Below are 15,940 nucleotides of genomic sequence, written 5' to 3' on the forward strand. Positions count from 1 at the left end.
TCCTACGGGGATGTCACAGCCGTTGAAACCTGTGCCGCACGTTGTAGGAGCGGGTTTACCCGCGAAGAGGCCATCACAGGCTACAGACGCCCGCCCTGCCCCACGCAATCCTTACTTCAGTACAGCCAGCGCCGCGTCGTAGTTCGGCTCGTCAGCAATTTCGCCAACCAGTTCGCTGTGCAGCACCTTGTCGTTCTCGTCCAGCACCACCACGGCGCGGGCGGCCAGGCCGGCCAGCGGGCCGTCGGCGATGGCTACGCCGTAGTTTTCGAGGAACTCGCGGCCACGCAGGGTCGACAGGTTCTTCACGTTGTCCAGCCCTTCAGTGCCGCAGAAGCGTGCCTGGGCGAACGGCAGGTCAGCCGAGATGCACAGCACCACGGTGTTGGCAACGTCGTTGGCCTGGGCGTTGAACTTGCGCACCGAGGTGGCGCAGGTTGGGGTATCGACGCTTGGGAAGATATTCAGCACCTTGCGCTTGCCGGCGTAGTCTTTCAGCGACTTGTCAGCCAGGCCTTCACCTACCAGGGAGAAAGCCGGAGCCTGGGCGCCGGCCTGTGGCAGGTTACCGTTGACCTGGACCGGGTTGCCTTTGAGAGTCACTTGAGCCATGACGAAATCCTTATGCGGGGTTTGAAAAGGACACTGAGTTAAGCATGAAGGCAGCCGGGTGCCTATGGGGGCAGGTGAAATTGTTCCATTGCCGGACGATTTTTGTGGACAAAAAATGCCGATAGCCGCGGTTATGGCCAGTTGCCTCACCGTTGCCGAACGCCCATCCCGGCCTCTCCCTACAATTCCTACACCTCTATCGGAAGTTTCGCTACCAAGCTCACCTTGTACATCTTTAGCGTACTGATTTACTGGATGACGAAAGCTATTTCTTGCAGTTCCAATCGAGGAGTTAATGGCATGAACCGCCCCGCTGGTTCGCTCCGGCGCCACCTGTGCTCGACATTGCTGATTTTGTTATGTCTGCTGGGTGTGTTTCCTCTGGACGTGATCCTCCCATCATTCCCTGCGCTCTCAGATGAGTTTCGGGTCGACACAAAACAGATTGCGTACTCAGTGAGCTTTTTTGCTGTTGGTGTGGCCATGGCGCAAATCGTGATCGGCCCACTGTCGGATGGCATCGGGCGCAAGCGTTTGTTGCTCGCTGGGTTGAGCGTATCTATTGTGGGGGCGCTCGGTTGCGTAGTTTCAACCCATTATGAAACGTTCATGGTCTTTCGCTTGGTGCAGGCCCTGGGTTGCGGCAGCCTCGTGCTAGGCCAGGCGCTTGTGCAGGACCTCTACAGCGGTACACAACGCAATGCCATGCGCATCCTGTTAACAAGCGCGAGCGGGTTGTTCATCTCCCTGTCACCGCTGGCAGGTGCCTTTCTTCAACAGTCGTTTGGCTGGAAGGCAAGCTTTACGGTATTCGTGATCATCGCTGCAATCGTTTCACTTCTATCGTGTGTGCTGCTCCATGACGCACCTGCGTCGCATGACCGGGCGCCAAGCATGTCCAGTTATCGGGTGATGCTGCGAGACACGGACTATCTCGCGCATTCCATGCTCTCCAGCCTCGCCTTTGCCTGCCATTTTTCCTTTATCGTCATAGCGCCCTTGCTGCTGATGGGCAGGCTGGAGCTGACGGCCTATCAATTCTCTCTGGTCTTTATCGGCTATGGGTTGGCATACATCGTCGGCGGCATGGCTGCGACCTACCTGAACAGTCGCGTAAGCCCGCAAGCTCAAATAAAAGCAGGCTTGCTGCTTATAAGTACGGCGGGCATCACCCTTTTGATGTGGGAATGGGTAGCAGGTTTATCTGTGCTGGGTGTTCTGCTGCCGATGATTGTCTGTACCACCGGGACAACCCTGGTACGCCCCGCCGCAACGACCCAGGCTTTGGCGCGCTATCCGCGTCAGGCAGGTGCGGCAGCGTCGCTCAATACGACATTGCTGTTCGCCGGCGCCGGTTTGACGAGTAGTGTGGTCGCAGGTTTGGAAAGCGAGCTACCGGCCGGCTTGGGCGTGCTGTTCGTGGTGGCCAGCCTGTGCGGAGGGTGGCTGCTTGCATGCACCAAGGACGATGGAATGCAACGCTGCTGAAACCTTGATCAGGCAAAAAAAAGCCCGGGTGGCGACAAGCGACCCGGGCATTCTTGAATGAAACGGGTGAATCAGCTTACAAGGCCGTACACCACCGAAGTCAGCGCAACCAGGCCGACCACAACGACGAACACGTTGGAGGCCGCACCGCTGTACTTGCGCATCGATGGCACACGGCGAATGGCGTACATCGGCATCAGGAACAACAGCACCGCGAGAATCGGGCCGCCGAGCGACTCGATCATGCCGAGAATGCTCGGGTTGAGCGTGGCAACGATCCAGCAGACTACCAGCATCAGTGCGGCAACCACGCGGTCCAGGGCCTTGGCGCCTGGGCGCGCACCGGTCTTGGCGATGATGCCCTTCAGGCCTTCGCTGGCACCGATATAGTGGCCGAGGAACGACTTGGCGATGGCCACGAAGGCGATCAACGGCGCAGCGAACGCGATGGTCGGGTTGCTGAAGTGGTTGGCCAGGTACGACAGGATCGACAGGTTCTGCGCCTTGGCTTCGGCCAGCTGGGCGCTGCTCAGGGTGAGCACGCAGCTGAACACGAAGAACAGCACCATCACCACCATCAGCAGGTGGGCACGACGCAGGATCTGGCCGCTGCGCTCGTCGGCGTGCGCGCCGTAACGGCGCTTCTGGTCGACGGCAAAGGCCGAGATGATCGGCGAATGGTTGAACGAGAACACCATCACAGGAATGGCCAACCACAGGGTGTGCAGGAAGGCCGAGGCCGGCGGCACCTCTGTGGCGCTGTCGAGAATGCCACCGGTCCAGTGCGGCACCAGGTACAGGCCCAGCAACGCCAGCGCAACGATGAACGGGTAGACCAGCAGGCTCATGACCTTGACCGTGGCCTGCTCCCCGCAGCGCACGATGGCCAGCAGGCCGAGGATCAGCACGAATGACAGGATTGCCCGAGGCGGCGGCTGCATGTGCAGCTGGTGCTCCATGAAGCTGGACACGGTGTTGGTCAGCGCCACGCTGTAGATAAGCAGGATCGGGAAGATGGCGAAGAAGTACAGCACGGTGATCGAGGCACCGGCGGTGATGCCGAAATGCTCCTTGACCACTTCGGTGATGTCGCTGCCATCGCGCCCGGAAAGGACGAAACGGGTCAGCCCGCGATGGGCGAAATAGGTCATCGGGAAGGCCAACACGGCCAGGATCAACAGCGGCCAGAAGCCGCCAAGGCCGGCGTTGATCGGCAGGAACAGTGTCCCGGCGCCGATGGCTGTGCCGAACAGGCCCAGCATCCAGGTGGTGTCGTGACGCGCCCAAGTGCCGAGGGCGGCGGGGGTCGATTCTGCAAAGCGTTGTTCAACGCTTGGGGCCTGCTCATTCATTCCGGGTGAAGCTCCACTCGCAAGACTGCAACAGGCTGAGAATGGCGAAATAGACGTTTCGCCCAACTCAACCGGAAAAGAGGGGCGCGATTGTGCACGGAAAGGTTGCACTTGCGAAGCCCTTTTCCGAGGAGCGGTTGCACTTGTCTTTACAAGTGGAAGGCATTGCTGGTGTCGTTCGGTGGAATGTCGCGGCCTTGGGGCCTGTGGGAGCGGCCTTGCGTCGCGAAAGGGCCGCAAAGCGGCCCCAGCAATGTCAGCGGCAAAGCTGCAATCGTGGGGGCGCTCCGCCCCCCTTTCGCGACGCAAGGCCGCTCCCACAAAGTCCAACCGCGCCCCACAGGAGGGGCCGCAGCTGGTCCCTTGGCGAGTTACTTCTGAACGGCAGCGAACGCTTCGGCAACCCGTTGCAGGTTGGCCGGGCGCAGGCCGGACATGCACACACGGCCGCTGTCGATCAGGTACACGCCGAACTCGTCACGCAGGCGACGTACCTGCTCGACGCTAAAGCCGGTGTAGCTGAACATGCCGCGCTGGCGCAGGAAGAACTGGAAGTCCTGGCCCGGCAGCAGCACGGCCAGGGCATCGACCAACGCCTGGCGCATGTCGAGGATACGCTTGCGCATCACTTCGACTTCTTCGGCCCACTGGGCATTCAGGCCAGCATCGCTCAGTACGCCAGCAACCAGCTGGGCGCCGAAGTTGGGCGGGCTGGAGTAGTTGCGGCGCACGGTGGCCTTCAGCTGGCCAAGCACGCTCTGGGCAGTGGCCTCGTCATCGCACACCACCGACAGGCCGCCCACCCGCTCGCCATACAGCGAGAAGATTTTCGAGAAGGAGTTGCTGACCAGGCACGGCACGCCGGCACGGGCCATTTCGCGGATAGCGTAGGCGTCTTCTACCAAGCCTTCGGCGAAGCCTTGATAAGCGATGTCGAGGAACGGGATCAGCTGGCGCGCCTTGACCACTTCGACCACTTGTTGCCACTGGTGCTGCTGCAGATCGGCACCGGTAGGGTTGTGGCAGCACGGGTGCAGCAGCACCACGCTGTTGGCCGGCAGGCTCTGCAAGGTGGCCAGCATGCCGTCAAAGTCCACGCCGCGGGTGGCCTGGTCGAAGTACGGGTAGGTGTGCACCTTGAAGCCTGCACCTTCGAAGATGGCGCGGTGGTTGTCCCAGGTCGGGTTGCTGACCCAGACTTCGGACTGCGGGAAGTAGCGCTTGAGGAAGTCGGCACCAACCTTCAGGGCGCCGGAGCCACCCACGGTCTGTACGGTGGCCACCCGGCCGCCGGTCACGGCCGGGTGATCAGCACCGAACAGCAGCGCCTGGATGGCTTGGCGGTAGCTGGCCAGGCCTTCCATCGGCAGGTACAGGGAGGCTTCGTGGTCCTGACCGGCAATGCGTTTTTCCACCGCATCCACCGCCGCCAGTTGCGGCACCACGCCGGCCTCATCGTAGTACAGGCCAATACTCAGGTTGACCTTGTCGGCGCGCGGGTCGGCCTTGAAGGTTTCCATCAACGAGAGGATCGGGTCGCCGGCATAGGCATCGACATGTTTGAACACAGCGTGCAGCTCCTTGGATCAGGACGGTACGGAAAGTCAGCCCTGAGCATACCCGCAGAGCGGGCTCAGGAACATCCACTATTGTGCAAGGTTGTCTATGCAACATTGCATGGCTGGAAATTCGTGCTGGATTCTTCGCGGGTAAACCCGCTCCTACGGGTTCAGCGCACAGCCTGGGAACAGCTCAGGCACCTGTGGGTTTACCCGCGAAGGGGCCAGATCAGCCAAGCAGCTCTTTCAGGCCTTGCAACTCCTGCTCGGTCACCGCCACCCCCTCCTCCTCGGCCACCTCGCGCTCACGGTAGCGCCGCTCGCCCGGCATGCGCGTCAGCCCCACCGCCTGCATGTGCTCCACCAGCTCGCGGCTGCGCTGGGCAAAGCGCTCGCCCTCGGCCTTGCCTGGGTCGATGACGATGATCAACTGCCCGGTCCATGGCGTTTTCGCCCCCGGATGCCCGGACCAATCGAACTCCCAGGAGAAATGACCGCCGGTCAGCGCCGCCGCCAGCAGCTCGACCATCATCGACAACGCCGAGCCCTTGTGCCCGCCAAATGGCAGCAGGGCGCCGCCTTCCAGGATCGCCTTCGGGTCGGTGGTCGGCTGGCCATCGGCATCCACCCCCATGCCCTCCGGCAATTGCTGGCCGGCGCGCGCGGCAATCTGCACATCGCCATGGGCCATGGCACTGGTGGCCATGTCGAAAACGATCGGGTCATGCTCGGCGCAAGGCGCAGCAAAAGCGATGGGGTTGGTACCGAACAGCGGCTTGCGTGCACCATGCGGCACCACGCAGGTCATGCTGTTGACCACGCTGAGGGCTACCAGGCCCTCTTCGGCGAACGGCTCGACATCCGGCCATAGCGCGGCGAAGTGGTGCGAGTTGTGGATCGCCAGCACGGCAATGCCTGCGCTGCGCGCCTTCGCCACCAACAGCTCACGGGCCGCCGCCAGTGCTGGCTGGGCAAAACCGCCCGCAGCATCGACACGCACATAGCCGGCGGCCACGTCGCTGACCTGTGGCGTGGCCTGGCCATCGACCCAGCCGCTGGCCAAGGTCGAGACATAACCGGGCATGCGGAACACCCCATGGCTATGGGCGCCATCACGCTGGGCGCTGGCGCAGTTGTGGGCCAGCACCCGGGCCACGGCCTCGCTGCACCCATGGCGCTGGAAAATGGCCTGCAACAGGCTTTGCAGCTCGGTAAAAGGCACGCGCACAACGGTGCTGGTGGAAGGTGCGGACATCTGAAGCTCCTTGTTGATTTTGGAATGGCTACAGCGTTGCAACGACAAAAACTTTCCTTCATGTGACAGCAATCTGTCAAATGTTGACTTGATGACAGAAAACATTCATTTTCTTCCCAAGCCTCACCCCTGGAGCCGCAGCATGAGCCAACTGATCAAGCAACGCCTGGAAAACAGCCTCGAAGGGGCCGCTGCCTCGGGTCGCAAGATCGCCACCTACATGCTTGCCAACCTGCACGAACTGCCGTTCCAGACCTCGGCCAGCATTGCCGCCAAGCTGGGCGTCAGCGAATCCAGCGTCGGGCGCTACTGTCGCTCACTGGGTTATGCCCACCTCAAGGCGCTTAAGCAAGACCTGCAGAACGATCTGGGCGATGGCCCGTGGCTGGTAGGCGATCGTCTGCAAGATTACCGCCAGAACCAGGACGCCAGCGACAACGCCGGCAGCCTGGAGCTGGAAATCGCCGCCCTGGTGCGCGTACACGAATACCGCCAGAGCCCCGCCTGGCACACCGTGGCGCAACGCCTGGCGAGCACACCGCGGGTGTTCATCGCCGGTTTCCAGACCGAGCGCGGCATCGCCATGTGCATGAGCCACCTGCTGCAATACCTGCGCGATGGTGTGCAACTGGTGGACATCAGCGCCGGGCACTTCGGCGAAGTGCTGCTGGGCCGCGCCGAAGACAGCGCCCTAGTGGTGTTCGAGGCGCGCCGTTATTCCCGCCATGCCCTGATGCTGTGCCAGAAGGCGCGCGAGGCTGGCATTGCGGTCACCCTGGTGACCGACACCTTCTGTGACTGGGCGGATGCCAATGCCGACGAGGTGTTCCGCATCCCCACCGAGTTCAACCTGTTCTGGGAATCCACCTCGACGATGCTGTCGTGGGTGCATCTGATGGTCAACGAGGTCTGCAAGAAGCTCGGACCGGATGTTGAAAAACGCTTGGAAGCAACTGCCGCTCTACATAACGAATTCGTCGGCTACACCTCGTGGTCGACGGGCAAACAACAATAGCAAGAGTGCAATGAGGTGCGAGATGAACAAGTCCATGGCCTTGCTGGGTGCGTGCGCCCTGCTGCTGGCGGGTGCCGCCAGCGCTGAAACCCTGCGGTTCGCCACCGAGGGTGCCTACCCGCCCTTCAACTATGTAGACGCCGATAACAAGCTGCATGGCTTCGATGTCGACATCACCCATGCCCTGTGCGAACAGATGAAAGTCGAATGCACGCTGGTGGCGCAGGACTGGGAAGGCATCATCCCCGCCCTGATGGCGCGCAAGTATGACGCGATAGTGGCATCGATGATCGACACCGAAGAGCGACGCAAGAAGATCGCCTTCACCGAGCACTACTACCGCACGCCCCTGACCGTGGCGGTTGCCAAGGACAGCAAGATCGACAGCGCCCAGACCGACTTTGTCGGCTACACCGTCGGTGCGCAGTCTTCCTCTACCCAGGCCATCTACGCCGAAGACGTGTACGGCAAGGCCGGTGCCGACGTGAAACTGTACCCGACCATGGACGAAGCCAACGCAGACCTGGCGGCCGGCCGCCTGGACGGCGTGATTGCCGACAAATTCCCGCTGCACGAGTGGATGAACAAGAACGGCGGGGATTGCTGCAAGATCCTTGGCGACGTGGCCGACACCAAGGCCGATGCCGCGATCGCTGTGCGCAAGGACGACGAAGCCCTGCGCCAGCGCCTGAATACCGCGCTGCAACAGATTGTGGCCAACGGCACCTACCAGAAGATCGCCAGCAAGTACTTTGCTTTCGATATCTACAACTGATCTTCAGGAAGTTGTGCGCCCCCCCTGTGGGAGCGGCCTTGCGTAGCGGCCCCGGCAATCTCTGCAGTTGCATAAACCCTGGGCCGCTACGCAGCCCGTTCGCGACGCAAGGCCGCTCCCACAAGGCCGCATAACCTGCCCAAGAGGTTCGTCATGCTCGATCAATTGTCCTTGCTGTCTTTCGCCAGCGGAGGCTGGGGCCAGGCGTTGCTGGCCGGCGCGCTGGTTACCGTTTCCCTGGCCTTGGCCTGCCTGCCCATCGGCCTGCCACTGGGCCTGGTGGTCGCCCTGGCGGCGCGCTCACGCAAACGCCTGCCACGGGCCTGGGCCACCACTTTTTCCACTGTCTTCCGCGGCCTGCCCGAGCTGCTGACGTTGCTGATCATCTATTACGGCTGCCAGATCGCCGCGCAGAAGATCCTCGCCGCCATGGGCTACCAAGGTGAGTTCCTCATCAACACCTTCCTCGCCGCGATGATCGCCTTCAGCCTGGTGTTCGCCGCGTTTTCCAGCGAGATCTGGCTGGCCGCCTTCAAGACCCTGCCCAAGGGCCAGCTGGAAGCCTGCTCGGCGCTTGGGCTTAGCAAGCGCACCGGTTTCTTCAAGGTGCTGCTGCCGCAACTGACCCGCATCGCCCTGCCCGGCTTGTCCAACAACTGGCTGTCGCTGCTCAAGGACACCTCGCTGGTGTCGACCATCTCGCTGGTCGACCTGATGCGCCAGACCAACCTGGCGGTCAGCGTAACCAAGGAGCCGATGTTCTTCTACGGCGTCGCCTGCCTGGGCTACCTGCTGTTCGCGGCACTGTCCGGGCGCGTGTTCGCCTACATCGAACGGCGCAGCAACCGCCACCTGCAAGGAGCACGCGCATGAGCTTCGATCAACTGCTGGCAATGGTGCTTGACCCCGACCTGCTGGAACGCTACGGCCCGCGCTTCATCGACGGCCTGCTGGTAACCGCCAAGCTGGTGGCGATTTCCTTCAGCCTGGGTGCTGTGCTCGGCCTTCTGCTGGCCCTTGCCCGCCTGTCTCGCAGCCTGGTACTGCAGCGCATGGCAGCCGGCTACGTGTACTTCTTCCGCGGTTCGCCGCTGCTGGCGCAATTGTTCCTGCTGTATTACGGCCTGGGTTCGCTCAAGGGCTTCTGGCAGGACGTCGGCCTGTGGTGGTTCTTCCGGGATGCGTGGTTTTGCACCTTGCTGGCGTTCACCCTGAACACTGCCGCCTATCAGGCCGAGATCTTCCGCGGCAGCCTGATGGCGGTTGCGCCTGGCCAGCATGAAGCGGCGCGGGCGCTGAACCTGAAGCGCTCGACCACGTTCTTCAAGGTGATATTGCCGCAGTCGCTGCTGGTGGCCATTGGCCCGTTGGGCAACGAACTGATCCTGATGATCAAGGCCAGCGCGATCGCCTCGCTGGTGACGATCTACGACCTGATGGGCGTGACCAAACTGGCCTTCTCGCGCAGTTTCGACTTCCAGATCTACCTGTGGGCCGCCGTGCTCTACCTGGTGATCGTCGAACTGGTGCGGCGCCTGTTGAAACACCTGGAAGCCCGCCTGGGCCGCCACCTGAACTGACCGAAGGATACGTTTCATGCATTGCCAGACCCTTGTCCTCGGCGCCGGCATCGTCGGCGTCAGCACCGCGCTGCACCTGCAGGCACGCGGGCGCCAGGTAATTCTGATCGACCGCGACGAACCGGGCAGCGGCACCAGCCACGGTAACGCCGGGCTGATCGAGCGCTCCAGTGTCATCCCCTATGCCTTCCCGCGGCAACTCGGCGCACTGCTGCGCTACGGCCTGAACCGCCAGCCCGATGTGCGCTACAGCCTGGCGCACCTGCCCAAGGCCGCACCGTGGCTGTGGCGTTACTGGCGCCAGTCGGCACCCGGGCGCCTGGCCGGCGCCGCCGCCGATATGTTGCCGCTGGTGCAGCGCTGTGTCGACGAGCATGACGCGCTGATCGCTGCCGCCGGCCTGGAGGGCCTGGTGCAAGCCAAAGGCTGGATCGAAGTGTTCCGCGACCCCGCGCTGTTCGAGCAGGCAAAAACCGATGCCAAGGGCCTGAGCCGCTACGGCTTGCGGTTCGAAATCCTTGAATGCGGGCAGCTGCAGGCACGTGAACATCAGCTGGACGCCACCGTGGTCGGTGGCATCCACTGGCTCGACCCGAAAACCGTGAACAACCCCGGCGCGCTCACCCGTGGCTATGCGGCGCTGTTCCTGCAGCGCGGCGGGCAGTTCGTGCATGGCGATGCGCGCAGCCTGCGCCAGGCCAATGGCCAATGGCGGGTAGAGAGCCAGCGTGGCCCGATCACTGCCGACGAGGTGGTGGCCTGCCTTGGGCCTCAGTCAGCCGACCTGTTCAGCGGCCTGGGCTACCAGATCCCGCTGGCCATCAAGCGGGGCTACCACATGCACTACAGCACCCGTGACGGCGCTCAGCTGGAGCACTCGATCTGCGACACCCAAGGCGGCTATGTACTGGCGCCGATGGCGCGCGGCGTGCGCCTGACCACCGGCATCGAGTTCGACGCAGCCAGTGCGCCTGGCAATCAGATTCAGCTGGGCCGCTGCGAGGCCTTGGCGCGCAAGCTGTTCCCGGCCCTCGGCGAACGTCTGGACGACACGCCATGGCTGGGCCGCCGCCCCTGCCTGCCCGACATGCGCCCGGTGATCGGGCCGGCGCCGCGCCACCCAGGGCTGTGGTTCAACTTCGGCCATGCCCATCACGGCCTCACGCTGGGGCCGGTCTGCGGTCGGCTGCTGGCCGAGCTGCTCACTGGCGAGCCCCCCTTCACCGACCCCGCGCCTTACAGCGCGACCCGTTTCGACTGAACCCACGCGGGAGAACAACAAGATGACCGCACCACTGAGCCTTGCCACCCTTGCCCCCGAACCCGACCCGCGTTCGGTGCTGATACGCATCGAAGGCCTGAACAAGCACTATGGCGCGTTCCACGTGCTGCGTGACATCGACCTGCAGGTGCGCGAAGGCGAACGCATCGTGCTGTGCGGGCCGTCCGGCTCGGGCAAGTCGACCCTGATCCGTTGCATCAACCGCCTGGAAGTCGCCCAGCAGGGCAGCATCCAGGTGGACGGCATCGACCTGGCGGCCACCACGCGCGAGGCTGCACAGGTACGCAGCGACATCGGCATGGTGTTCCAGCACTTCAACCTGTTCCCGCACATGAGCGTGCTCGACAACTGCCTGCTGGCCCCCACCAGCGTGCGCGGGCTGTCACGCAAGGACGCCGAGGAGCGGGCACGCATGTACCTGAGCAAGGTCGGCATCGAAAGCCAGGCGCACAAGTACCCCAGCCAGCTGTCCGGCGGCCAGCAGCAGCGCGTGGCAATCGCCCGGGCGCTGTGCATGAAGCCGCGGATCATGCTGTTCGACGAGCCCACTTCGGCGCTGGACCCGGAAATGGTCGCCGAGGTGCTGGACGTGCTGGTGCAGTTGGCTGGCACGGGCATGACCATGCTGTGCGTCACCCATGAAATGGGCTTTGCCCGGCAGGTCGCCGAGCGGGTGCTGTTCCTTGAGGGAGGGCAGATCATCGAGGACAGCCCGCCACAGGTGTTCTTCAACCAGCCGCGCACCGAGCGGGCCAAGGCGTTCCTGGCGCAGATACTGCACTGATTGAAGACCTGTCACTGGACTTTGTGGGAGCGGCCTTGCGTCGCGAGAGGGCTGCGCAGCAGCCCCGGCAATCTATGCACAGTGCTGAAATCCGAGGGGCCGCTTTGCGGCCCTTTCGCAACACAAGGCCGCACACATGGACCAAGGTGACTTCAAGCGACCTATTCATTGCGCCGCTGCAATGACCCAACTGCATCGTTAAATATTATTGACCGCAGCCCCTGCCAAACCCACGCCGCCACAGGCCCGCATCGGTTTCAGCCCCCAGAAAACGGCGTCTCCCCCGCGTTAAAGCCCGCTTCCGTCGTTTGACATATCGAACGGCTCTGGCAAGCTATCTACAAGCCCCGACCGGAATCGTCGCCTCTGACGAGCCGGCAGTGCTCGGGGCTACAGGCAGCACCCAAGGCCCCGCGCCGTGCGCCTGCACAACAACGACAGGCCGAACCTGTCCCAAGGTGACATATGTCCAACAGCAACATTGGCAACAAGCAACCTTCCCTGCGCAAACCCGTCGTCCTGATGACCATGGGCAGCCAAGAGCGCAAAGGCCATGACTACCAGGTCATGACCCACAAATACATTACCCCGCTGGTCGAGTTCTCCGATTGCGTCCCGGTGTTGGTGCCTACCTGCTGCGGCACTGACGACCTCGAGACCTACCTGGACATGGCCGACGGCGTTTACCTGACTGGCGCTGGCAGCAACATCGACCCGGCCCTGTATGGCCAGGAAAACCAGACCCCAGGCAAAGGCCAGGACCAGAACCGCGACCTGTTCGACATTCCGCTGGTCAAGGCGGCGATCAAGCGTGGCCTGCCCATTTTCGGCATCTGCCGCGGCATGCAAGAAATCAACGTGGCCCTGGGTGGCGACATTTACCAGAAGGTGTATGCCGAACCTGGGTTCAATGACCACCGGGAAAACCCGGAAGACCCGGTCGAAGTGCAGTACGCCCAGGTGCATGGGGTGAAGATCCAGCCGGGCAGCTGGCTGCACGACACCCTGGGTACCGACGAGATTCGCGTCAACTCGCTGCATGGCCAAGGCCTGCACAAGCTTGGCGCCGGTATTGAAGCGATCGCCCGTGCCGAAGATGGCCTGGTCGAAGCGATTCACGCGCCAAGCATTTCGCCGTTCTTGTTCGCGGTGCAGTGGCACCCTGAATGGCAGGCGGCGAAGAACCCTGACTCGATAAAGATCTTCCAGGCTTTCGGCGATGCTTGCCGGGCCCAGGTACGCAAGGCGCAAATCAAGCGCCAGCACGCGGCCTGACCTTCAGTTTCCTCTGCTTTGATCGCGGGGCGGTGCAAGGCCGCCCCCGTTTCCCCGGTCACCCTCTGCTGGTCCCAGAACACTTCCCGTGGAATCGGGCGGCGGGCTTGTGCCTGTCTCCGCGATCGTTTTTTCCTTCCCCTTAAGAGATACGATGACTGCCATGTGTTTGTCGTCGTACCTGCTGCGCCTGTGAAATCGAGCGCCGCCCGCGCGACGCTTCGCGGGTAAACCCGCTCCTACGTTTGTTTCGGGCCAGTTATGCCTGTGGCATTTGCGCGCGAACGCCTTGGCGCATGCCTCGATATCGCGTCGTACAAACAAGGCGGTCGCGCGCGTCTGGCACAGGCGATACTGGCCCGAAACAAACGTAGGAGCGGGTTTACCCGCGAAGCGCCGCGCGGGCGGCGCTCGATCTGCGCCACAACACACCTATCCAGACGGCCACCCTGGCGAGAACACAAAACTCTGAAAAAGGACTAGTCATCGCACAAGTTGTACGATAACTTACCTCCAACGCAAAACAACACCCCCTCACCCAAGCGCCACAGGATGCCAACAACAATGAATCCACAAGAACTTAAATCCATCCTCTCCCACGGCCTGCTGTCTTTCCCGGTCACCGACTTCAATGCCCAGGGCGACTTCAACCCGGCTGGCTACATCAAGCGCCTTGAGTGGCTGGCCCCCTACGGCGCCAGCGCGCTGTTCGCCGCTGGCGGTACCGGTGAATTCTTCTCCCTGGCCGCCAGCGAATACAGCCAGGTGATCAAGACCGCGGTCGACACCTGCGCCACTTCGGTGCCGATCCTCGCCGGTGTCGGTGGCTCTACCCGTCAGGCCATCGAATACGCGCAAGAAGCCGAGCGCCTGGGTGCCAAGGGCCTGCTGTTGCTGCCGCACTACCTGACCGAAGCCAGCCAGGACGGCGTCGCCGCCCACGTCGAAGCGGTGTGCAAATCGGTAAACATCGGTGTGGTGGTGTACAACCGCAACGTCTGCCGCCTGAACGCCGACCTGCTGGAAAAACTGGCCGAGCGCTGCCCGAACCTGATCGGCTACAAGGACGGCCTGGGTGATATCGAACTGATGGTGTCGATCCGTCGTCGCCTGGGCGAGCGCTTCAGCTACCTGGGTGGCCTGCCGACCGCCGAAGTGTATGCTGCCGCCTACAAGGCCCTGGGCGTACCGGTTTACTCCTCCGCGGTGTTCAACTTCGTGCCGAAAACCGCCATGGACTTCTACAACGCCATCGCCCGTGACGACCACGCCGCCGTGGCCAAGCTGATCGACGATTTCTTCCTGCCCTACCTGGACATCCGCAACCGCAAGGCCGGCTACGCCGTGAGCATCGTCAAGGCCGGCGCCAGAATTGCCGGTTACGACGCTGGCCCGGTGCGCACTCCGCTGACCGACCTCACCGCCGAAGAGTACGAAATGCTCGCCGCGCTGATGGACAAGATGGGCCCGCAGTAAGCGCTGCCCGCGGCCTGCCAGATGCCGCACCCGGAGTGGGCCTACCCCCACTCCGGTTACAATTCGTGAGCCCGCACAAAAATAACTAGTGGGAGTTTTGCCAGCATGCAAGCGACTAAGAAAACGCATGTGCGCTACCTGATCCTGTTCATGCTGTTTCTGGTGACCACGATCAACTATGCCGACCGCGCTACCATTGCTATCGCAGGCTCCAGCCTGCAGAAAGACCTCGGCATTGACGCCGTAACCCTCGGTTATATCTTTTCCGCCTTCGGATGGGCTTACGTGGCTGGCCAGATTCCTGGTGGCTGGCTGCTCGATCGCTTCGGTTCCAAGAACGTCTACGCCTTCAGCATCTTCACCTGGTCGCTGTTCACCCTGCTGCAGGGTTTTGTCGGTGGCCTGCCGGTTGCCTGGGCCGTGGTCACCCTCTTCACCCTGCGCTTCCTGGTCGGTTTCGCCGAAGCCCCGTCATTCCCGGGTAACGCGCGCATCGTCGCCGCATGGTTCCCGACCCAGGAACGCGGCACGGCGTCGGCCATCTTCAACTCGGCGCAGTATTTCGCCACTGCACTGTTCGCCCCGATCATGGGCTGGATCGTGTTCAGCTTCGGCTGGGAGCACGTCTTCGTGGTCATGGGTGTGCTGGGCATCATCTTCTCGATGGTGTGGCTGAAGACCATCTACAATCCGCGCCAACACCCGCGCATCAGCCAAAGCGAACTCGAGCACATCGAGCAGAACGGCGGCCTGGTCGACATGGACCAGAAGCGCGGCAGCGACGGCCCGAAATGGGGTTACATCAAGCAGTTGCTGACCAGCCGCATGCTGCTGGGCGTATACCTGGGCCAGTACTGCATCAACGCCATCACCTACTTCTTCCTCACCTGGTTCCCGGTGTACCTGGTGCAGGAACGTGGCATGACCATTCTCAAGGCCGGCTTCATCGCCTCGCTGCCGGCGGTGTGTGGTTTTATCGGCGGCGTCCTGGGTGGCGTGATCTCCGACTGGCTGCTGCGCCGCGGCAACTCGCTGACCTTTTCGCGCAAACTGCCGATTGTCTGTGGCCTGCTGCTGTCCACCACCATGGTGTTCTGCAACTACGTCGATGCCGAGTGGATGGTGGTTGGCTTCATGACGCTGGCGTTTTTCGGCAAGGGCATTGGCGCACTGGGCTGGGCGGTGGTCGCGGACACTTCACCCAAGCAGATTGCCGGGCTGTCCGGTGGCCTGTTCAACACCTTCGGCAACATCGCGTCGATCACCACCCCTATCGTGATCGGCTACATCATCAGCGCCACCGGCTCGTTCAAGTGGGCGCTTGTGTACGTGGGTGCCAACGCGCTGGTCGCGGTATTCAGCTATCTGGTTATCGTCGGCCCCATCAAGCGTATCGAATTGCGTGATGCTGCCCCGAAGCCACACGCTGAGCCTGCCACCGACGGCGAACTGGCCAGCTCCCGTCACTGAAAAAACACGCCCGCGCC

14 protein-coding genes are annotated in these 15,940 nt (G+C 62.5%); 10 read left to right on the forward strand and 4 right to left on the reverse strand.

What is annotated here, in order from left to right:
* Positions 1 to 111: 111 nt before the first annotated feature.
* A complete protein-coding gene (gene tpx / locus KW568_RS17090) occupies positions 112 to 612 on the reverse strand; it encodes a thiol peroxidase (RefSeq protein WP_003247734.1) in 501 nt (166 codons plus the stop codon).
* Positions 613 to 912: 300 nt separating this feature from the next.
* Between tpx and KW568_RS17095 the strand changes: the two genes are divergently transcribed.
* The gene (locus tag KW568_RS17095; RefSeq protein WP_004575282.1) at positions 913 to 2,100 is read left to right on the forward strand and encodes an MFS transporter; all 1,188 of its coding nucleotides are present in this window, start codon (positions 913 to 915) and stop codon (positions 2,098 to 2,100) included.
* 71 nt (positions 2,101 to 2,171) lie between these two features.
* On the opposite strand, the gene KW568_RS17100 is transcribed toward KW568_RS17095, so the two are convergent.
* The 3 genes from KW568_RS17100 to KW568_RS17110 form a co-directional block, all read right to left on the reverse strand.
* Positions 2,172 to 3,452, reverse strand: a complete 1,281-nt coding sequence (locus KW568_RS17100) for a serine/threonine transporter (RefSeq protein WP_003247731.1) — start codon at positions 3,450 to 3,452, stop codon at positions 2,172 to 2,174.
* A 371-nt stretch (positions 3,453 to 3,823) separates the two neighbouring features.
* A complete protein-coding gene (locus KW568_RS17105; protein ID WP_003247729.1) occupies positions 3,824 to 5,020 on the reverse strand; it encodes an aromatic amino acid transaminase in 1,197 nt (398 codons plus the stop codon).
* A gap of 220 nt (positions 5,021 to 5,240) precedes the next feature.
* Positions 5,241 to 6,266 carry an Ldh family oxidoreductase gene (locus tag KW568_RS17110; RefSeq protein WP_004575281.1) on the reverse strand — a complete coding sequence of 342 codons (1,026 nt, stop codon included), beginning with the start codon at positions 6,264 to 6,266 and terminating at the stop codon, positions 5,241 to 5,243.
* 142 nt (positions 6,267 to 6,408) lie between these two features.
* Here KW568_RS17110 and KW568_RS17115 point away from each other — a divergent pair, with 142 nt between their 5' ends.
* The 9 genes from KW568_RS17115 (at position 6,409) to KW568_RS17155 (ending at position 15,923) form a co-directional block, all read left to right on the forward strand.
* A complete protein-coding gene (locus tag KW568_RS17115) occupies positions 6,409 to 7,281 on the forward strand; it encodes a MurR/RpiR family transcriptional regulator (protein ID WP_004575280.1) in 873 nt (290 codons plus the stop codon).
* 22 nt (positions 7,282 to 7,303) lie between these two features.
* Positions 7,304 to 8,056: a transporter substrate-binding domain-containing protein gene (locus KW568_RS17120; protein WP_003247722.1), complete on the forward strand. Its 753-nt coding sequence runs from the start codon at positions 7,304 to 7,306 to the stop codon at positions 8,054 to 8,056.
* A gap of 153 nt (positions 8,057 to 8,209) precedes the next feature.
* A complete protein-coding gene (locus KW568_RS17125; RefSeq protein ID WP_003247720.1) occupies positions 8,210 to 8,929 on the forward strand; it encodes an ABC transporter permease in 720 nt (239 codons plus the stop codon).
* The gene (locus KW568_RS17130) at positions 8,926 to 9,636 is read left to right on the forward strand and encodes an ABC transporter permease (RefSeq protein WP_003247716.1); all 711 of its coding nucleotides are present in this window, start codon (positions 8,926 to 8,928) and stop codon (positions 9,634 to 9,636) included. Before KW568_RS17125 ends, KW568_RS17130 begins: the two co-directional genes overlap by 4 nt.
* Positions 9,637 to 9,652: 16 nt before the next feature.
* The gene (locus KW568_RS17135; RefSeq protein WP_003247714.1) at positions 9,653 to 10,897 is read left to right on the forward strand and encodes an FAD-binding oxidoreductase; all 1,245 of its coding nucleotides are present in this window, start codon (positions 9,653 to 9,655) and stop codon (positions 10,895 to 10,897) included.
* A 22-nt stretch (positions 10,898 to 10,919) separates the two neighbouring features.
* Positions 10,920 to 11,702, forward strand: coding sequence for an amino acid ABC transporter ATP-binding protein (locus tag KW568_RS17140; RefSeq protein ID WP_003247711.1), 783 nt, complete (start codon positions 10,920 to 10,922; stop codon positions 11,700 to 11,702).
* Positions 11,703 to 12,167: 465 nt separating this feature from the next.
* Positions 12,168 to 12,977: a gamma-glutamyl-gamma-aminobutyrate hydrolase family protein gene (locus KW568_RS17145; RefSeq protein WP_004575279.1), complete on the forward strand. Its 810-nt coding sequence runs from the start codon at positions 12,168 to 12,170 to the stop codon at positions 12,975 to 12,977.
* 564 nt (positions 12,978 to 13,541) lie between these two features.
* Entirely contained in the window at positions 13,542 to 14,453 is a 912-nt protein-coding gene (kdgD, locus tag KW568_RS17150; RefSeq protein ID WP_003247703.1) for a 5-dehydro-4-deoxyglucarate dehydratase, read from the forward strand.
* Between the two features lie 105 nt (positions 14,454 to 14,558).
* The gene (locus KW568_RS17155) at positions 14,559 to 15,923 is read left to right on the forward strand and encodes an MFS transporter (protein WP_003247701.1); all 1,365 of its coding nucleotides are present in this window, start codon (positions 14,559 to 14,561) and stop codon (positions 15,921 to 15,923) included.
* Positions 15,924 to 15,940 lie beyond the last annotated feature (17 nt).

It is taken from the genome of Pseudomonas sp. HD6515 (assembly GCF_024971855.1).
GTDB classification, from domain to species: domain Bacteria; phylum Pseudomonadota; class Gammaproteobacteria; order Pseudomonadales; family Pseudomonadaceae; genus Aquipseudomonas; species Aquipseudomonas alloputida.

Bases quoted from the DNA above. Each gene is read 5' to 3' on its own strand.
- tpx (WP_003247734.1), bottom strand. From the start codon at position 612: ATGGCTCAAGTGACTCTCAAAGGCAACCCGGTCCAGGTCAACGGTAAC.
- KW568_RS17095 (WP_004575282.1), top strand. From the start codon at position 913: ATGAACCGCCCCGCTGGTTCGCTCCGGCGCCACCTGTGCTCGACATTG.
- KW568_RS17100 (WP_003247731.1), bottom strand. From the start codon at position 3,452: ATGAATGAGCAGGCCCCAAGCGTTGAACAACGCTTTGCAGAATCGACC.
- KW568_RS17110 (WP_004575281.1), bottom strand. From the start codon at position 6,266: ATGTCCGCACCTTCCACCAGCACCGTTGTGCGCGTGCCTTTTACCGAG.
- KW568_RS17115 (WP_004575280.1), top strand. From the start codon at position 6,409: ATGAGCCAACTGATCAAGCAACGCCTGGAAAACAGCCTCGAAGGGGCC.
- KW568_RS17120 (WP_003247722.1), top strand. From the start codon at position 7,304: ATGAACAAGTCCATGGCCTTGCTGGGTGCGTGCGCCCTGCTGCTGGCG.
- KW568_RS17125 (WP_003247720.1), top strand. From the start codon at position 8,210: ATGCTCGATCAATTGTCCTTGCTGTCTTTCGCCAGCGGAGGCTGGGGC.
- KW568_RS17130 (WP_003247716.1), top strand. From the start codon at position 8,926: ATGAGCTTCGATCAACTGCTGGCAATGGTGCTTGACCCCGACCTGCTG.
- KW568_RS17135 (WP_003247714.1), top strand. From the start codon at position 9,653: ATGCATTGCCAGACCCTTGTCCTCGGCGCCGGCATCGTCGGCGTCAGC.
- KW568_RS17140 (WP_003247711.1), top strand. From the start codon at position 10,920: ATGACCGCACCACTGAGCCTTGCCACCCTTGCCCCCGAACCCGACCCG.
- KW568_RS17145 (WP_004575279.1), top strand. From the start codon at position 12,168: ATGTCCAACAGCAACATTGGCAACAAGCAACCTTCCCTGCGCAAACCC.
- kdgD (WP_003247703.1), top strand. From the start codon at position 13,542: ATGAATCCACAAGAACTTAAATCCATCCTCTCCCACGGCCTGCTGTCT.
- KW568_RS17155 (WP_003247701.1), top strand. From the start codon at position 14,559: ATGCAAGCGACTAAGAAAACGCATGTGCGCTACCTGATCCTGTTCATG.